The organism is Mycobacterium sp. SMC-4 (assembly GCF_025263265.1).
In the GTDB taxonomy this organism is placed as follows: domain Bacteria; phylum Actinomycetota; class Actinomycetes; order Mycobacteriales; family Mycobacteriaceae; genus Mycobacterium.
Genome location: NZ_CP079869.1, coordinates 310,420 through 325,276 on the forward strand (window position 1 = coordinate 310,420; position 14,857 = coordinate 325,276).

General features: G+C 67.6%; 10 protein-coding genes. 5 read left to right on the plus strand and 5 right to left on the minus strand.

What is annotated here, in order from left to right:
• Nucleotides 1-29: 29 nt before the first annotated feature.
• Genes KXD98_RS01490 through KXD98_RS01500 form a run of 3 tightly spaced genes read right to left on the minus strand, consistent with a single transcriptional unit; the run spans nucleotide 30 to nucleotide 4,335 of the window.
• Nucleotides 30-2,222 (minus strand): acyl-CoA dehydrogenase, encoded by a 2,193-nt coding sequence (locus KXD98_RS01490; RefSeq protein ID WP_260761543.1) that lies wholly within the window; start codon nucleotides 2,220-2,222, stop codon nucleotides 30-32.
• A gap of 56 nt (nucleotides 2,223-2,278) precedes the next feature.
• The gene (locus KXD98_RS01495) at nucleotides 2,279-3,226 is read right to left on the minus strand and encodes a 2-hydroxyacid dehydrogenase (RefSeq protein WP_260761544.1); all 948 of its coding nucleotides are present in this window, start codon (nucleotides 3,224-3,226) and stop codon (nucleotides 2,279-2,281) included.
• The gene (locus KXD98_RS01500; protein ID WP_260761545.1) at nucleotides 3,223-4,335 is read right to left on the minus strand and encodes a lysophospholipase; all 1,113 of its coding nucleotides are present in this window, start codon (nucleotides 4,333-4,335) and stop codon (nucleotides 3,223-3,225) included. Before KXD98_RS01500 ends, KXD98_RS01495 begins: the two co-directional genes overlap by 4 nt.
• Before the next feature lie 100 nt (nucleotides 4,336-4,435).
• On the opposite strand from KXD98_RS01500, the gene KXD98_RS01505 reads away from it, so the two are divergent.
• Entirely contained in the window at nucleotides 4,436-5,011 is a 576-nt protein-coding gene (locus tag KXD98_RS01505; RefSeq protein ID WP_260761546.1) for a VOC family protein, read from the plus strand.
• Here KXD98_RS01505 and KXD98_RS01510 read toward each other — a convergent pair.
• Nucleotides 4,998-5,624 (minus strand): TetR/AcrR family transcriptional regulator, encoded by a 627-nt coding sequence (locus KXD98_RS01510; RefSeq protein ID WP_260761547.1) that lies wholly within the window; start codon nucleotides 5,622-5,624, stop codon nucleotides 4,998-5,000. The genes KXD98_RS01505 and KXD98_RS01510 overlap by 14 nt on opposite strands.
• Nucleotides 5,625-5,747: 123 nt before the next feature.
• Here KXD98_RS01510 and KXD98_RS01515 point away from each other — a divergent pair, with 123 nt between their 5' ends.
• A complete protein-coding gene (locus KXD98_RS01515) occupies nucleotides 5,748-6,605 on the plus strand; it encodes an oxygenase MpaB family protein (RefSeq protein WP_260765484.1) in 858 nt (285 codons plus the stop codon).
• A gap of 25 nt (nucleotides 6,606-6,630) precedes the next feature.
• Here the strand turns inward: KXD98_RS01515 and KXD98_RS01520 are convergent, their stop codons facing one another.
• Complete coding sequence (locus tag KXD98_RS01520) at nucleotides 6,631-7,107, minus strand: MPT63 family protein (RefSeq protein ID WP_260761548.1); 477 nt, start codon at nucleotides 7,105-7,107, stop codon at nucleotides 6,631-6,633.
• Nucleotides 7,108-7,487: 380 nt separating this feature from the next.
• Here KXD98_RS01520 and eccA point away from each other — a divergent pair, with 380 nt between their 5' ends.
• From eccA to eccCa, 3 genes are read left to right on the plus strand one after another with little or no spacing between them, the layout of a single operon-like run.
• A complete protein-coding gene (eccA, locus tag KXD98_RS01525; protein ID WP_313901259.1) occupies nucleotides 7,488-9,332 on the plus strand; it encodes a type VII secretion AAA-ATPase EccA in 1,845 nt (614 codons plus the stop codon).
• Nucleotides 9,329-10,864: a type VII secretion protein EccB gene (eccB, locus tag KXD98_RS01530; protein WP_260761549.1), complete on the plus strand. Its 1,536-nt coding sequence runs from the start codon at nucleotides 9,329-9,331 to the stop codon at nucleotides 10,862-10,864. Before eccA ends, eccB begins: the two co-directional genes overlap by 4 nt.
• On the plus strand, nucleotides 10,861-14,835 hold the full coding sequence (gene eccCa, locus KXD98_RS01535) for a type VII secretion protein EccCa (protein ID WP_260761550.1): 3,975 nt from the start codon (nucleotides 10,861-10,863) through the stop codon (nucleotides 14,833-14,835). Before eccB ends, eccCa begins: the two co-directional genes overlap by 4 nt.
• The last annotated feature ends 22 nt before the right edge of the window (nucleotides 14,836-14,857 follow it).

The window sequence follows — 14,857 nt, forward strand, 5'->3', positions numbered from 1 at the left end:
GAGTTCCCGACCTGCCGAAAGGGAAACGCCTACGGGTCGCGCGGAAGCCCGAGCAGTCGCTCGGCGATGATGTTCAGCTGCACCTCCGAGGTGCCGCCGTAGATGGTGGTGGCCCGGCTGGCCAGCAGGTAGTCGGCCCAGCGTCCGGTGGCCTGCTCCGCATCGCCGATGACCGCCTCGGTGCCGAACGACGACACCGCGAACTCGGCGTAGCCCTGCCCTGTCTTCATCGACAGCAGCTTGGAGATCGCCGCGGCCGGCATCGGATCCCCGCCGGCCAGCGTCAACAGCGTCGAGCGCATGTTGAGCACCTTGGCCGCGTGTCCCTCGGCGATCAGGGTGCCGGCGTGGTGGTGGGCCACCTGATCGAAGTGACCTTCGGCGACGAACTCGACGAATCTGTCGAGGCTGGGCAGGAACGGAGGTTCGCTGCTGCCGATCGAGACACGTTCGTTGGTCAGCGTGTTGCGGCTGACCTCCCAGCCCCGGTCCACCTCGCCGAGCACCATGCTGTCGGGGACGAACACGTCGTCGATGAACACGGTGTTGAACATCGCGTTGCCGGTCAGTTCGCGCAACGGCTTGACCTCTACTCCCTCGCTGGCCATGTCCAGCAGGAAATAGGTGATGCCCTGGTGCTTCGGTGCGCTGGGATCAGTGCGGGCCAGCAGCGCGCCCCACTGCGAGAACTGTGCTCCGGTGGTCCAGATCTTCTGTCCGGTGATGCGCCAGCCACCCTCGACCTTGGTGGCCTTGGTGGTCAGGCTGGCCAGATCTGAGCCCGCACCAGGCTCGGAAAACAGCTGGCACCAGATCATCTCGCCGCGGAACGTGGGCGGCAGGAAGCGCTGCTTCTGCTCGTCGGTACCGAACGCCACGATCGAGGGAATGATCCATGCCGCGATGCCCATCTGCGGGCGCCGTACTCGGCCGGTGCTGAACTCCTGAGCGATGATGATCTGCTCCACCGGGTTGGCGGCGCGCCCCCACGGCGCCGGCAGATGCGGCTGCACCCAGCCGCCCTCGGCGATCGCGGCGTTGCGCTGCTCGCGCGGAATATCTTTCAGCGCAGCCACTTCCGCGCGAATCTCGGAGCGCAGCTTTTCGGTCTGCGGGTCCAGGTCGATGTCGAGCTGGCGCATGCCGCGGGTGGTCGCGATGTCGACCACCCGCTGGGGGTACTCGGAGGCGCGGCCGAACGAGGCCACCAGCACCAGAGCCCGCCGGTAGTAGACGTTGGTGTCGTGCTCCCAGGTGAAACCGATACCGCCGTGGACCTGGATGCAGTCCTGCGCGCAGTGCTGAGCCGCGGCCGGGGCCAGCGTGGCTGCGACGGCCGCGGCGAATTCGTAGGCGGTGTCGGCAGCCCGGTCGGCCAGATGCTCGTCGATGGCCCGCGCGGCGTCCCACACCGCCGAGGTCGCGCGCTCGGTCTCGGCGATCATGCCCGCGCACTTGTGCTTGATGGCCTGGAACTGACCGATCGGCCGCCCGAACTGCTCTCGGATCTTGGCGTATGCCGCGGCGGTGTCGGTGGCCCAGCGCGCCACACCGATCGCCTCGGCCGACAGCAGCGTGGTGATCAGCGCGCGAGCCAGTTCCCGGCTCAGGTTGCCCAGGACGCGTTCGTCGGTGACCTCGACGGCGTTGACCCGGACGTGCGCGACCGGGCGCAGCGGGTCGACGCTGGGTACCGACTCGATCTCGAGTGCCTCGGCATCGAAGACGACCCATTCCTCGCCGGACTCGATCGCGACCGGCAGCACCAGCAGCGACGCCTGCGCGGCGCCGGGCACCGCGCGTACCTCACCCCGGATGACCAGCGCATCGCCGTGCCGGGTCGCGGTCAACGCCGAGTCGATCGCATAGGCAGCGATGACCTCCCCGGACGCCAGCCCGGTCAACAATGGGGACTGCGGATCGTGAGCGGAGATCAGAGCGGAGGCGATCACCGACGGTACGAACGGGCCGGGCACCGCGCCGTACCCGAATTCGGCAGCCACGATCGTTGATTCGAGGATCCCATAACCCTGGCCGCCGACGGACTCGGACAGGTGCACGCCGGCCAGCCCTTGCTCGGCGGCCGACTTCCAGTAGGGCGGGGGATTGGGGACGGGGTTTTCCAGCGCCTCGTGCAGAACCTCCGAGGGCGCCACCCGCTCGACGAACGCGCGCACCGAGTCGGCGAGATCGTTGTGTTCTTCCAGGATCGCGATGGGCATAGCTGCGTCTCTCCACTCCGTCGTGGCCGGTCCCAACCGGTTGGTTGGTTTCGAGATTACCCCGGCGGGGTGTTCACAAGGTTGACGAGGTCGTGACCATCGCGCAGCCGCGCACAGTTGTCGACCGCCAGCTCCAGATACCGCCGCATGGTGTCGGCGGTGTACCAGGTGACGTGCGGGGTGAGGACGACGTTGTCGAGCTGCAGCAGCGGGTTGTCGGCCGGTACGGGTTCGGCGGCGAACACGTCGAGTCCGGCAGCAGCCAGCTGCCCGCGGCGCAGCGCATCGGTCAGCGCGAGCTCGTCGACGATCGGGCCGCGAGCCGTGTTGACCAGCACCGCACCCGGTCTCATCGTCGCCAGCGCGGTGGCGTCGAGCAGACCGGCAGTGGCCTCGGTCAGTGGTACATGGATCGAGACGATGTCGCTGGTGGCCAACAGCTCGTCCAAGGAGCGCCAGCCGGGGTGACCGTCGTCGCGGGTGCTGGTGTGGCAGACTTCGGCCCCCATCGCGACCACGATGCGCTCGACGAGCCGTGCCACATTGCCGTAGCCGAGCAAACCGACCGTGCACCCACCGATGTCGCGCACGGTCTCGCCGAGGGTGGGATCCGACGGCCACCCGGCGCCGGCCCGGGTCGCGCGGTCGAGGTGGGGCAGTCGCCGCAGCGCAGCCAGCATCAGCAGCACCGTGCCCTCGGCGACCGAGGCCGCGTTGGCGCCGGGCATGTTCGCCACCGCGATGCCCGAGGCTGTTGCGGCGTCGACGTCGATGGTGTTGACCCCGCTGCCGAGCTTGTGCACCAGCTTCAGACCGGGCGCGCGGGCCAGGTCGGCCGCCGAGAGCGGGCGCAGCACGTGCCAGAGCACCTCGGCAGTGGCGAGTTCGGTGTAGAACGTCTCGTCGTCATCCTCGGCGCAGAACCGGACATCGAGCCAGTCCCGTTGGGCGGCGAGGAAATCGGTCACCTTCGGGGTGGGTACGAAATGTGCCAGGACGTTCACCACCGCGCGGTGATCCACTCGGTCAGGAGGCCGGCCTTCTGGGTGCGTGCGCCCGGCGTGGTGAAGTAGTGGTCGGTGTCGATGGCGTGCAGAGATTTGTCCGTGCTGCCCAAAGCGTCGTAGATGCGCTGGGCGTCGGACGGGAAGACACCGGTGTCCTGCTCGGCGTTGACCACCAGCGCAGGACAGTCGATGCGCGACAGGTGCGGCTCGGCGCGCGTCTGGGCGTGGCGCAGACTCCACATTCCGAGCCAGTTGCGCAGCGTGCACGCCGAGGCGATGCCGTACGTGGACCGGTTGGCTTTTTCGGGCACACCGGCATAACACATGTTGGCCGGCCGGTTGGTGGGTTCCAGGGTGGGGTCGACCATCCGCGGATCGGCCCAGGTGCGCATGACGGTGAACGGGCGATCAGAGAAGCCGGCCGCGCGCACCCGGACCAGTTCGGCCTCGGCCCAGTCGGTGATGGCGTTGTTGCGGTCCACCTGCGCGGCCCGGTACCGCTTGACGAACTCCGCGTCGAACGGGGGCCCGTGGCGATCGCTGAACAGATCAAGATCGGAATCGGTTGCCACCGGGTCATTTTCGTCCACCACCGCGCCGTCCATCCAGGCGGTCAGCACATCGGGCCGGCCGGGGTGGGCGGCGGTGGCGACGTAGCCGTCGGCTGCTGGGAGGTCGTCGAGTCCGGCTGCCGGCCGCATGCCGGTCAGCGGGGTGACGTGGTGGTGCACCGCGTTGGCCTGATACGCCGCCATCAGCGAGCCACCGCCCGAATTGCCCAGCAGTATCACTGTTTCCGCCCCCGCCACCTCGCGCAGCCAGCGCACCCCCACGCCGATGTCGACCAGCGCGTGATCGAGCAGGAAGCTGCTCTCGAAGCCGCGGAAGCGGGTGTTCCAGCCCAGGAAGCCGATGCCTCGGGCAGCCATGTACTCGGCGAGATAGTGCTCGGAGAAGTCGATCTGATAGTGCGTGGCGATCATCGCCACGGTCGGCTTGGTGCCGGCCGGCCGGTGGTAGAGGCCCTGACATGGGTGGCCCCCGGACCCTGCGCGATGCGCCGTCGTCGAATCCAAACCGAGGAACTCGCGGGTGATGTCAGTCATGGATGTCCGGCCTCACGTCGGGAATGTCAGTGCGCGCTGTGTTCGTCGATCTGATCCGCACCCGATGTTAGATTCAGTCCTGGCGTAGGGAGGCGGGATCGTGATCAAGCCGCAGAACACCAACAGCGAGTTCGCGCTCGGCGGTATCAACCACGTCGCCCTGGTGTGCTCGGACATGCGCAAGACCGTCGACTTCTACAGCGGCGTGCTGGGAATGCCCCTGGTCAAGTCGTTGGACCTGCCCGGCGGAATGGGTCAACACTTCTTCTTCGACGCCGGCAACGGTGACTGCGTGGCGTTTTTCTGGTTCGCCGACGCGCCGGACCGGGTGCCGGGGATCTCGTCACCGGAGGCCATTCCGGGCATCGGCGATATCGTCAGTGCCGTCAGCACGATGAACCACCTGGCGTTCCACGTACCGGCCGAGAAGTTCGACGAGTATCGGCAGCGGCTCAAGGACAAGGGTGTGCGCGTTGGCCCGGTGCTCAATCACGACGAGAGTCCTGCGCAGGTCTCCCCGACCGTGCATCCGGGTGTCTACGTACGCTCGTTCTACTTCCTCGACCCCGACGGAATCACTTTGGAATTCGCCTGCTGGACCAAGGAATTCGGTGACAGCGACACGGTGACCGCACCGAAGACCGCAGCCGACCGGCGGGCGGCTAGTCGGGGTTGACGTAGAGCGAAGGATCGGCCAGTCGGTCGATCAGCGCACCCAGGTGCGCGGCGAGTTGCTCGGCGCTGAACTGCACCTCGCCGGCCAGCCAGGCGCTCAGCGTCTGGGCCACCCCGCCCACCACGAAGTGGGCCGCCGCCTTGATCTGCTCGCTGGGCGCCACCTGTAACGCATCGCCGGCATGCTGACCTGACAACAGCGCGAACAGTGCGCCGGACTCGGCGCGTTTGCGCACCACCACCGGGTTGGTCAGCCGGATGCTGAACAGCAACCGACCCACCCGGACATCCTCGGAAATGGTCCGCACGATGTTGGCCATGCCCTGGTGGCTCTGCTCGCGGACCGGGGCCGCCGCGACCGCGGCCTGGGTGGTCGCGGCGATGTCGGCGACCACCCAGTCGAACACCGCGCTGACGAACGCGTCCTTGTCGACGAAGCTCTCGTAGAAGTAGCGCGCCGCCAGCCCGGCCTGCGCGCAGATCGCGCGCACGGTCAGCTCCGCCGGTGCGGACTGACCGCCGAGCAGGTCCAGCCCGGCTTCGAGCAGTTTGCGTCGGCGTTGAGCGACGCGTTGCGTCGCATCGATGCCACGGTACGGACGGACCTGTGCCATGAACCCATATTGACAGCCACTCCGGCGCGGAGCAATATCAGGAAACAAGCGTTCGCACATTGTGGTGCGGTGGTTCGGGAAGGAGTGGCCGTGACGGTCGACGACTGTGTGGTGGAACGGCCGATGAGCGATCTGACCGGGCAGGTGCGGCCCCGCCGGTGGAGTTCTGCCACCGCCGACGACGGCATGCTCGGTCTCGGCCTGCTTGCCGGGCCAGCCAACGTGATCATGCAGCTGGCTCGGCCCGGCGTGGGTTACGGCGTCGCGGAGAGCCGGGTGGAGAGCGGACGCATCGACCGCCACCCGATCAAACGGGCCCGCACCACCTTCACCTACCTCGCGGTGGCGACCAACGGCACCGAAGAACAGAAGCTGGCCTTCCGGCGGGCCGTCAACGGCGCGCACGCCCAGGTGTACTCCACCGAGTCCAGCCCGGTGACGTATCACGCTTTCGACAAGAACCTGCAGTTGTGGGTCGGTGCGTGCCTCTACAAGGGCGTCGTCGATGTCTACCGGCTCTTCGTCGGTGACCTCGACGAGCGCGCCGCCGATCGGCTTTTCGACCAGGGTCGCGCGCTGGCCACCATGCTGCAGGTCGACCAGGAGATGTGGCCGGCCGACCGGGAGGCGTTCGACCGTTATTGGCGCCGGCAGCTCGACGAGGTCCACATCGACGACACCGTCCGTGAGTTCCTCTATCCCATCGCGGTGTCCCGGCTGCGGGGAGTCACACTGCCCGGTCCGCTGCAGCGGCGCCTGGAATCGCTGGCGCTGTTGATCACCACCGGATTCCTGCCGCAACGTTTCCGCGACGAGATGCGGCTGGCCTGGGATCCGCAGCGGCAGCGGCGATTCGACCGACTGATGGCCGCACTACGGTTCGCCAACGGCATCTCGCCGCGCTGTATCCGCCAGTTTCCGTTCAACGTCTTGCTCAAGGATCTGGACTGGCGCATCCGTACCGGCCGTCCACTGGTGTGACGACCGGTACGGTCAGGCGCAAGCGTCAGCTGACCCAGATCAACAGGTCTTCGACACCGCTGTTGTAGACGACGCTGTTCGGCTCCATGCCCACGACGTCGAAGTACAACTTGCCTTTGTTGTGGTGCCCCTGGGCGATCACTTCAGGGCCCAACGCGCCAGGGCTGGCTGCGGCGAACAGGTGCTGGTAATTCTCACCGTTGGCCGCGCGGGCGTTGAAGCTCGCGACGATGGGCTGCGGATCACCGCGCAGTGCCTCCGCCTTTACGGTGGCTTCCCACAGTTGCCCGGCCACGGGCCAGGGAACCACCTCGTTGCTGGGCCGAAGGTCCGTCACGGTGTATCCGGTGATGATCTCGCCGCCGGCGTCGACCAGCTCCTGGCGGTCGCCGAATCCGGTGGTCGTGGGGTAGGCCGCTGCCGCATTGGGTGCGCCCACCACCGTCAACGCTGCCATGATCAAGCCCGCGATCGCACTGACCACGATTGCACGTAACCTCATCCGTCCTCCTTGGTTGGTTGGGTGATTGTGACCACCAGGTGGTCGATCATTCCCCTACCCGGGTTCGGGGCCGAAAAACGTCCTGCCGGTCGATTCATAGGCTCTGACCCGGCCCGACGGTGGTTTCTCGCCGCGTTCCGGCCGGATCCGGCACGGTTGTCGTCGCCGTCGCGGAGGCTATGACGACGATCAGCGACCGGATGCAGGTGGATACCGCGCCGGGTCGCCGGTCGTCTGGTCCCGGTGCGTCTCGACAGTTTGCTCTCGTGGTGCTAATTTCAGCGCGAGTTAGCTTAGCCATACATAACTGACGTTGAGGGAGTTGGACGGGGAACCGGGTTTCTGGCAAATCGACAGACATCCCGGACCGTGACTATTTCATGGACATGCGAAGTGACACGCTCGCGCCTCGGGCGCCCGCAGCGGCCAGGGTGGATCCCGACATCGTCAGCAGGTTCGCGACCTGTTGCCGCACGCTGGGACTGTCTGTCTACGACAGGCGACGCCCCGCAGACCTGACGGCTGCCCGGACGGGATTCGCCGCGCTGACCCGGGTGGCGCACGATCAGTGCGACGCGTGGACCGGCCTGGCAGCCGCCGGTGACCTCTCGCCGGCCGTGGTGGAAGCCGTCTGGCAAACCTCGTCCACGGCGGGCCTGTTGCAGCGTGAGATCGAACTCGCGCCTGAGGCTCTGGGATTTGTCTACGACACCGGTCTGTACCTGCAGTTCCGGGCAACCGACGCCGACGACTTCGCGCTGGCCTACGCCGTCTCACGCTGTGCCGGAGCCCAGGCTCCGACCTGCTGGGCTGCCTCCGACGCGCTGGTCGCCGACGTGTTGGAGCGCCGTCCGGGTTGGTTGCAGGCGCGCTGGGTGCGCGCGGCCATCCACTACCGGGCCGGCCGCTGGTCCGACGTCGTGCGGATGCTGACCCCGGTGGTCGCCGACGAGTCCCTCGACGAGGCCTACGCCCATGCCGCACGCGTCATCCTGGGCATCGCGCTGGCACGGCTGGGCATGTTCGCTCCCGCGCTGTCACATCTGGAAACACCCGAGGGGCCGATCGCCGTGGCCGCCGTCGACGGTGCGCTGGCCAAGGCACTGGCGCTGCGAGCCCAGGGAGAAGACGAAGACGCGCAGGAACTGCTGCAGGAGCTCTACGCGGCCAATCCGGAGAACACCCAGATCGAAGAGGCCCTCTCGGATCCCAGCTTCGGCATCCTCACCACCACGGCCGCCCGCATCGAAGCCCGGTCGGATCCGTGGGATCCGAACACCGAACCCGGTGAGGCCGATTTCGTCGACCCCGGCGCCAAGGACCGTAAAGCGCATCTGCTCATCGAGGCCGAAGCCGAACTCGCCGAATTCATCGGTCTCGACGAGGTCAAGTACCAGGTGGCCCGGCTGAAGAGTTCGGTGGCCATGGCGATCCGGCGCCAGGAACGCGGGCTGGCCGTCGCGCAACGAACCAACCATCTGGTATTCGCCGGGCCCCCCGGTACCGGTAAGACCACCATCGCCCGAGTGGTGGCCAAGATCTACTGCGGGCTGGGACTTCTGAAGAAGGAGACGGTGCGCGAGGTGCACCGCGCCGACCTGATCGGTCAGCACATCGGCGAAACCGAGGCCAAGACCAACGCGATCATCGACAGCGCGCTGGACGGCGTGCTGTTCCTCGACGAGGCGTACGCGCTGGTATCCACCGGCGCCAAGAACGATTTCGGCCTGGTCGCCATCGACACGCTGCTGGCGCGCATGGAGAACGACCGCGATCGCCTGGTCGTCATCGTCGCCGGCTACCGCAAGGACCTCGACACCTTCCTCGACACCAACGAGGGCCTGCGATCACGCTTCACCCGCAGCATCGACTTCCCGTCCTACTCAGGCAAGGAGCTTGTCGAAATCGCGACCCGGATGGCCGAGAAGCGTGACTCGATCTTCGAGGACGCGGCCCGCAACGATATGGAGCGGCTGTTCGAGCACCTGGCCCAGGCCAGCACACCCGACGCCAACGGGGTGGCCCGGCGCAGCCTCGACATTGCCGGTAACGGTCGCTTCGTCCGTAACCTCGTCGAGCGCTCAGAGGAGGAGCGGGAGTACCGGCTCGACCACTCGGACTCCGAGGACTTCACCGACAACGAGCTGATGACGATCACGGCCACCGATATCGCCAACTCTGCCGGTCCGCTGCTGCGCGGTCTGGGTCTGTCGGTGCCGCAGTGAGCACACCCGACGACGACCGGCGGTCCTTCCAGTCCCGCACGCCTGCCAACGAGAATCCTGAGCGCGTCGGCTATCGGCGTGGCTTCGTCACCCGCCACCAGGTCACCGGCTGGCGGTTCATGCGGCGGCGGATCGCCTCCGGCGTCGCACTGCACGACACCCGAATGTTGGTCGATCCGTTGCGAACTCAGTCGCGAGCCGTGTTGGTCGGTGCGTTGGTCCTGGTCACCGGCGTCATCGGCTGCTTCCTGTTCTCGCTGCTGCGACCGTCGGGAGCAGCCGGCAACGATGCGGTGCTCGCCGACCGCGAGACCGCCGCGCTCTACGTCAGACTCGGCGAGCAACTGCACCCGGTGCTCAACCTCACCTCGGCGCGGCTGATCACCGGTCAGGCTGACAACCCGTCGATGGTCAAGAGCACTGAGCTGGACCAGTTTGCCCGCGGCAACATGCTCGGCATCCCGGGAGCGCCCGAACGCATGGTGCCCAATCCCACCGCCGACGCCTACTGGTCGGTGTGTGACGCCCAGACCGGCTCGCTGACCGGGGTCACCGTCATCACCGGTGCGCCTGCCCGTGGCGGGGAGAAGGCCGCGCCGCTCCCCGACGATCAGGCCCTGCTCGTCGAGAACGACGGCAGGACTTGGTTGTTGTGGAACGGCAAGCGCAGCCCCGTGGACATCACCGACCGAGCTGTCATCGACGGGTTGGGCCTCGGTGGCATGCCGCTGCGTGTGACACCGATTGCCACCGGTGTTTTCAACGCCATCCCCGAGGCTCCGGCGTTGACGGCGCCGGAGATTCCCGATGCCGGTGCGCCGACGGCGCTGCCGCTGCCGGTCGCCGCACCCATCGGTGCCGTCGTCGTGGCCTACGAAGCCGACAACACGCTGCGCCACTACGTCGTGCTGGCCGACGGCCTGCAACCCGTCTCCCCGGTGGTCGCGTCGATTCTGCGAAACACCAACTCACACGGCCTCGATCAGCCGCCGCGCATCGGCGCCGACACCGTCGCGGCGCTGCCCACTGCCGGCGGCATCGACGCCGCGGCCTATCCGGCCACGCCGGTGACCCTCGTCGACACTGCGGCCGAACCGGTGATGTGCGCGGCCTGGGCCAAACCCGAGGGCGCACAAGCGGAGTCGTTGACGCTGTTGTCCGGGGCCGCGCTGCCGATCTCCGAGGGCGTGCGGACGGTAGAGTTGGTGAGCGCCGGTATGCCCGGTGGTCCGGCCACCCGGGTCGCAATGCCCGCGGGGACCGGCTACTTCGTCGACAGTGGTAGCGGGCTGTTCTGGCTCAGCGACACCGGTGTGCGCTACGGAATCGACACCGCCACAACCGATGGCGCCGACACCCTGAAGGCCCTCGGCCTGACCGCCGCTCCGCTGCCGGTGCCGTGGTCGGTGCTGTCCCAATTCGCCACCGGGCCGACGCTGTCGCGCACCGACGCGCTGCTGGCCCATGACACGCTGGCGCCCAACCCGGCCCCGGCCCGGTTGCAGACCGCCCCTCGTTTGGAGAACCCGTGAGTAGGCTGATCTTCGAGCACCGCAAGCGGATACCGCCGCCGGTGTCGCGCAAAGGCACCGTGACCATCGAGCCGCCGCCGGAGTTGCCGCGGGTGGTACCGCCATCGCTGCTGCGGCGTGCGCTCCCGTATCTGATCGTCATCCTGATCGTGGGCATGATCGTGGCGCTGGTGGCCACCGGTCTGCGGATGATCTCGCCGACGATGCTGTTCTTCCCGTTCGTACTGCTGCTGGCCGCCACCGCGCTGTACCGCGGTTCGGACAACAAGATGCGCACCGAGGAGGTCGACGCCGAACGCGCCGACTACCTGCGCTACCTGTCGGTGGTGCGCGACAACATCCGCGCCCACGCCGACGAACAGCGCACTGCACTGCAGTGGTCGCATCCCGAACCCGTTGCGCTGGCAGCTGTTGCAGGTACCCAGCGACAGTGGGAGCGCGATCCGCACGACGCCGACTTCCTGGTGCTGCGGGCCGGTCTGCACGACCGCGCGCTGGACGCGACGTTGCGGGTCAAGGAGATCGCCAACGAGATCGACCTCGAGCCGGTGTCGCACACCACGCTGCGCGGTCTGCTGGACACCCAGCGCACCCTGCACGACGCTCCCGCCGGACTGGAGCTGTCCAAGTTGGCCCGGATCACTGTGACCGGTGACCGCGACGAGGTCGATGCCGCCGTGCGGGCCTGGCTGGCGCAGGCGGTGACCTGGCACGACCCGTCGGTGCTCGGAATCGCCTTCGCCGGAACGCGTCTGGAGTGCCCGGAGTGGTCGTGGCTGAAGTGGCTGCCACATGTCGATGTGCCCCATGCCGTCGACGGGGTGGGCCCGGCCCGGTACCTGGCCACCACCACCGGCGAGCTGCGCGACCGGCTCGCGCCTGCGCTGGCCGACCGCGGTCAGTTCACCGGGACCGGTGTCGCCGACACCAAGCACCTGGTGATCGTGCTCGACGACGCCGACGCCGATCCCGCCGACTTCGTCGGCCGCGGATTGTCCGGTGTGACGGTCATCCACCGCAGCGCCACCGAACCCGACCCCGACCAGTACCCGGATCCGGAACGTCCCGTCCTGCGTATCTCCGGAGCCCGGATCACCCGTTGGCACAGTGGCGGTTGGAGCTCCTTCGTCGACACCGCCGACGCGTTGGGGGTCGCCGAGGTCACCCACCTCGCCCGTCGGTTGGCGCGCTGGGATTCCAACCCCAGCCACGGCCGATCGGCTACCACCGGCGGCGCGACGTTCACCACGCTGCTGGGCATCTCGGATGCTTCGGCGCTCGACGTCGCGGCACTGTGGGCGCCGCGTAACCGCGACGACGAGCTGCGGGTGCCGATCGGGGTCACCGCGACCGGTGAGCCGCTGGTGTTCGACCTCAAGGACGAGGCCGAGGGCGGGATGGGTCCGCACGGTCTGATGATCGGCATGACCGGCTCGGGCAAGTCGCAGACCCTGATGGCGATCCTGCTGTCGCTGTTGACCACCCATCCGGCCGACCGACTGATCGTGATCTACGCCGACTTCAAGGGTGAAGCCGGCGCCGACATCTTCCGCCACTTCCCCCAGGTGGTGGCGGTGATCTCCAACATGGCCGAGAAGCGCTCGCTGGCTGACCGATTCGCTGACACCCTGCGCGGTGAGGTGGCCCGGCGTGAACAACTACTCAAAGAGGCCGGGCGTCGGGTCCAGGGCAGCGCGTTCAACTCGGTGACCGAGTATGAGGCCGCACGCAACTCCGGGGTCGAAGCGGCCGCCGACTTGCCGCCGATCCCCACGTTGTTCGTGGTGGCCGACGAGTTCACCCTGATGCTCGCCGACCACCCCGAGTACGCAGACCTGTTCGACTACGTCGCACGTAAAGGGCGGTCGTTCCGCATTCACATCCTGTTCGCATCGCAGACGCTGGATGTGGGACGTATCAAGGACATCGACAAGAACACCTCCTACCGGATCGGTCTGAAGGTCGCCAGTCCCAGTGTTTCGCGCCAGATCATCGGGGTCGAGGACGCCTATCACATCGAGTCCGGGCGCGAACACAAAGGCGTGGGCTTCCTGGTGCCCGCGCCCGGTGCACGGCCGATCAAGTTCCGTAGTACCTATGTCGACGGCATCTACGAGCCGCCGCGGGTGGACCGGTCGATCGTCGTGCACGCCATCCCGCGGCCGCAGCCGTTCAGCGCCGGCTGGGTGGATCCCGAGCCCGACACGGTCATCGTCGACGACGGCGCCGACGTCGAGGTACTGCCGCCACGCAAACTGATCACCACCATCGGCGACCAGCTCGCGCAGTACGGTCCGCGCGCACCTCAGCTGTGGCTCCCTCCGCTGGAGGAGCAGATCCCGCTGACCGAGCTGCTCGGCCGCGCCGGTATCACCGAGCGTCAGTGGCGCTGGCCGCTCGGCGAGATCGACCGCCCCTTCGAAATGCGGCGTGACCCACTGGTGTTCGACGCCGGATCGGCGGCTGCCAACGTGGTCATCCACGGCGGCCCGAAGTCCGGCAAGTCGACGGCGTTGCAGACCTTCATCATGTCGGCAGCCGCGCTGCACGCCCCCGGAGACGTGTCGTTCTACTGTCTGGACTACGGCGGCGGGCAGCTGCGCGGACTCGAAACCCTCGCCCACGTCGGCAGTGTCGCCTCACCGCTGGAGCCCGAGCGCATCCGGCGCACGTTCGGAGAGCTCGAGGCGCTACTGCGGGCTCGCCAGCAGCGCGGCGGCACGACCGGCGGCGGATACCAGGACGGCTACGGTGAGGTGTTCCTGGTGATCGACAACCTCTACGCGTTCACCCGCGACAACACCGACACGTTCAACACCCGGAACCCGTTGCTGGCCAAGGTGACCGAACTGGTCAACAGCGGGCTCTCGTACGGCATCCACGTCATCATCACGACGCCGAACTGGCTCGAGGTGCCGCTGGCCATGCGCGAGGGTCTCGGTCTGCGCTTGGAGCTGCGGCTGCACGATCCCCGTGACAGCAATGTGCGGCTGGCGGGCGGACTGCGCCGTCCGGCCGAAAGTGTGCCGGCCGACCAGCCGGGTCGTGGCCTGACAATGGCTGCCGAACACTTCCTGTTCGCCCGTCCTGCAATGGAATCGATCCCGGCGCTCAACGCACGTCACCCGGACCGGTACGCACCGGCGGTGCGGTTGCTGCCGACCGATCTGCCGCCGTCGTCGCTGCCGGTGCTCTACCCGGCACCCGAACAGGTTGTCATCGGACAGCGCGAAGAGGACCTGGCCGCGGTTGCCGTCGACTTCGCCGACAACCCGCTGCTGACGGTCTTCGGCGATGCCAAGACCGGCAAGAGCACCTTGCTGCGGCACCTCATCCGGACCCTGCGGGAGAACTCCGGACCCGACGAGGTGGCGTTCACGGTCATCGACCGCCGGTTGCAGCTCGTCGACGAGCCGTTGTTCCCGGACAACGAGTACACGCCCAACATCGACCGGGTCCTGCCGGCGATGCTCGGGCTCTCGGCACTGCTGGAAAAGCGCCGTCCACCGGCCGGTCTGACTCCCCAGCAGCTCAGCGGCTGGTCCTACCGCAACGGCAAGGACAACCACCTGCACTACTTGATCATCGACGATGTCGACCAGATCCCCGACGGCCCCGCGGTCAGCGGACCGTACGTCGGCCAGCGGCCCTGGACGGCGCTGATCGGGCTGCTGGCTCAAGCTTCCGATCTCGGACTGCGGGTCATCGTCACCGCTCGGGCGTCGGGGGCCGCGCATGCGGTGATGACCTCGCCGCTGCTGCGCCGACTCAACGAACTGCAGGCCACCACGCTGATGCTGTCCGGCAATCCGCAAGACAGCGGCAAGATCCGCGGTCACCGGTTCAGCCGGTTGCCGGTGGGGCGGGCGATGATGCTCGACGAACGCGATACCGCGACCTTCGTCCAGCTCGTCAACCCGCTGGCGGCCGAGACCGCCGACACCCGCTCGGGTGGGAGTGGACACCGATGAATGTCCTTCACCTACACCAGCA

What these genes read in the sequence shown, in the direction of transcription:
- KXD98_RS01510 (WP_260761547.1), bottom strand. Translation starts at nt 5,624, where the DNA reads ATGGCACAGGTCCGTCCGTACCGTGGCATCGATGCGACGCAACGCGTC.
- KXD98_RS01500 (WP_260761545.1), bottom strand. Translation starts at nt 4,335, where the DNA reads ATGACTGACATCACCCGCGAGTTCCTCGGTTTGGATTCGACGACGGCG.
- KXD98_RS01515 (WP_260765484.1), top strand. Translation starts at nt 5,748, where the DNA reads ATGAGCGATCTGACCGGGCAGGTGCGGCCCCGCCGGTGGAGTTCTGCC.
- KXD98_RS01520 (WP_260761548.1), bottom strand. Translation starts at nt 7,107, where the DNA reads ATGAGGTTACGTGCAATCGTGGTCAGTGCGATCGCGGGCTTGATCATG.
- KXD98_RS01490 (WP_260761543.1), bottom strand. Translation starts at nt 2,222, where the DNA reads ATGCCCATCGCGATCCTGGAAGAACACAACGATCTCGCCGACTCGGTG.
- eccA (WP_313901259.1), top strand. Translation starts at nt 7,488, where the DNA reads ATGGACATGCGAAGTGACACGCTCGCGCCTCGGGCGCCCGCAGCGGCC.